At 40.5% G+C, this 2,624-nt stretch carries 3 protein-coding genes and 1 pseudogene; 2 read left to right on the top strand and 2 right to left on the bottom strand.

What is annotated here, in order from left to right; genetic code table 11:
* Nucleotides 1-868, bottom strand: a pseudogene (locus QUB61_RS38875) (ISAs1 family transposase); the annotation flags it as partial.
* Nucleotides 869-1,141: 273 nt separating this feature from the next.
* Nucleotides 1,142-1,411 carry a hypothetical protein gene (locus tag QUB61_RS38870; RefSeq protein WP_333136701.1) on the bottom strand — a complete coding sequence of 90 codons (270 nt, stop codon included), beginning with the start codon at nucleotides 1,409-1,411 and terminating at the stop codon, nucleotides 1,142-1,144.
* Between the two features lie 147 nt (nucleotides 1,412-1,558).
* On the opposite strand from QUB61_RS38870, the gene QUB61_RS38865 reads away from it, so the two are divergent.
* Nucleotides 1,559-1,780 (top strand): transposase family protein, encoded by a 222-nt coding sequence (locus tag QUB61_RS38865; protein WP_333136703.1) that lies wholly within the window; start codon nucleotides 1,559-1,561, stop codon nucleotides 1,778-1,780.
* Nucleotides 1,773-2,594 (top strand): ISAs1 family transposase, encoded by an 822-nt coding sequence (locus QUB61_RS38860; protein WP_333136705.1) that lies wholly within the window; start codon nucleotides 1,773-1,775, stop codon nucleotides 2,592-2,594. Before QUB61_RS38865 ends, QUB61_RS38860 begins: the two co-directional genes overlap by 8 nt.
* Nucleotides 2,595-2,624 lie beyond the last annotated feature (30 nt).

Genomic DNA, 2,624 nt, shown 5'->3' with positions numbered 1-2,624 from the left:
ATGTAATAACGAGTTTCAATAGTTGTTTTTCCCTTCACTATTCTCACGGATTCTATCAGACCTATACTTTGAAGTTTGTCCCATTGATTGTCGGGGTCAATCAACTCTTTGATTTCACTTAACATGGTTGTGATGTCGGATTTCTGAGCGACCGCGATCGTTCTCTCTCTTTCTTGGTCGAATAAGCTGTATGGGTAAATCCCGAAAATCCTTGTCTAATTGCTTGCTTAAACAACTCTTCTACTCTGGCATACAGGGAGGGCTGGTTCTTTTTTAAGGTGATTACATAATCTCCTTCTTGTTCGACAATTGACTTCACAATTGACCTCTGACAGCCTAGGGCATCAATGGTAACAATACTTCCATTTAATTCTAATACTTTTAGTAAAGCCGGAATAGCTGTGATTTCATTAGATTTTTTATCGACCTTAACTTGTCCTAACACTAATCTTTGACTGGTCGCCCAAGCACTCACCATATGAATTGCTTTTTTATCTCCCCCCCGAGCGTAAGAATGGCGAAGAGTTTTGCCATCAATTGCGATTACTTCTCCGGGATTGAAGCAACTAATAGATTGAATCCAACTCAAAAAACATTTCTGAAATTGATCCGGTTTGAGGCGAGAAAATACTCGCGCAATTGTGTCATGTGAAGGGATGCCATTCGGCAATTCTAAAATTTTCTTTAACCATTCGTATTTAGCTCGCCCATAACTTTCAATATCCACCCATGTATCAGCACCGCAAATCACGGCACAAATTGAGATGGTGATAATATCAATTAATTGATGATGTTTCGTCCGCTCAATTCTTGGATCTTCTAAGTCAAAAAAATGGTCAGCAATGGTGGTCTTAGGTTTGAGTCTCATACAGGGTAAACTCTAATTAAATGTTTTGTAGGTACTCAATAATAATCCTCCAATATACCACATTCTGTTAACATAAAGTTTAGATGCGTTCGCCCTGTTCTTTGAGCAGCGAAAATCTCCCAAGGGCAGGTTGACGACCTGGGGGGTGACAAAGAGGCTATTGAGATAGACCGAATCAGGCTTGCAGCCCGCATACCTTGTTGATAAAAGCGGCGTTTATTTCGAGTTAACTTGATTAACTGTTCCACCTCCAAAGAATATTGTTCTAGATAATTAACCCACTTTTCTCCATCTTGCGCCTACACCAAATGTACTCCGTCTTCGATATCTTTTTTTAGGTTCTGGACGCCGAAATACATATTTTCCTACCTGCTTTTTCCTCAGCTCAGTGCCTTCAAATATTGCCGAACTGTAGGCTAGTGTCACGAGCAGAATTATGTTAATCAGTCGGTTTTCTTTTAAGCTAGTTCCTTCCCGATCGTCGCCGACTGTTTTACAATCAAGGGAACATTTCTTCAATGCCCATCCGTTGGTTGTAAGCATCGATAGCTGCAGGCAATGACCCTAAATCTGTGAGAATAAACCACGCTTCATCAACCAGGGTAAGCGCACCTCAGAAAGTAGCTTAAGATACAAATTATTAAAATAATTTATGCAAAACAACATCGGAGTATATTTGGGTATTCGCTTATGTCCACAGATATTGCTTCTCCTGAGCCCACTATTGATTCCTCAGATTCAAATGTTACCCTGCTGGCTCAACGCCTTCATGATTGTTTTTCGTTAATTCAAGATCATCGTTCTACCATTTCTCTGTTACATCAACTTTCAGATCTCCTCACAATCGCAGTTTTAGCAGTTATTGCTGGCGGTAATGGCTGGGAGGATATGGCACGAAGATGGCTTGAGTAAATACGATTGGTTGTCAACATTTATGCCTCTACCTAATGATATTCCTAGCCCTGATACTTTTCGTCGTGTTTTTGAGAAAATTCGTCCCGACGAATTCGAGCAATGTTTGGAACTATGGGTCCAATTCGTATTGGATGATTTGGTCCCTCAATTTATTGCTATTGATGGTAAAGAAACCAGGGGTTCCTCTGACCGTGAAGCTGGTACTAAATCACTACATTTGCTGATTGCTTGGTCAACCCAAGCCCAGCTAGTACTAGCTCAAACAAAAGTCCCAAACAAATCCAATGAAATTACTGCTATCCCGATTTTATTGCATATTCTTGATATCGAAGGCTCTATTATTACTATTGATGCTATGGGCGCTCACCAAAAAATTGCCGCTCACCTTCAACAAGGTAAAGGTGATTACATTTTATCATTGAAAGCCAATCATCCTACTTTATTTCAAGATGTGAATACTTGGTTTAAGTCATTACAAATTGAAAATACTCTTCCCTTGCCAGTTGAACATACCACCACCGCTGGTCACCATCGGATTGAAATTCGTAAATATTGGACATTCTCACTTGAACAATTGCCTCCTTTACACGAATCAGCACAGTGGGCGGGATTACAAACGATTGTTGTCGTTGAACGCCTGCGACATTTACGAACTCAGACTACCCATGAAATTCAATTTTATCTGAGTAGTTTACCTAGTAACAGTTATAATATTGCTAGAGCTATTCGCCAGCATTGGGGCAGAAAAAATTCCTGGCATTGGGCTGGGGGGGTGACGACCCGCCCCAAACCCATAGTTAGTAAGGATTGAGCCAACTTGTGGTAAAAAAAGATAGGCAGC

Source organism: Microcoleus sp. C2D2, from assembly GCF_036702495.1.
Lineage (GTDB): Bacteria > Cyanobacteriota > Cyanobacteriia > Cyanobacteriales > Microcoleaceae > Microcoleus.
This window is presented reverse-complemented; position numbering and strand designations above follow the sequence as displayed.

What these genes read in the sequence shown, in the direction of transcription:
- QUB61_RS38870 (WP_333136701.1), bottom strand. Translation starts at nt 1,411, where the DNA reads ATGCTTACAACCAACGGATGGGCATTGAAGAAATGTTCCCTTGATTGT.
- QUB61_RS38865 (WP_333136703.1), top strand. Translation starts at nt 1,559, where the DNA reads ATGTCCACAGATATTGCTTCTCCTGAGCCCACTATTGATTCCTCAGAT.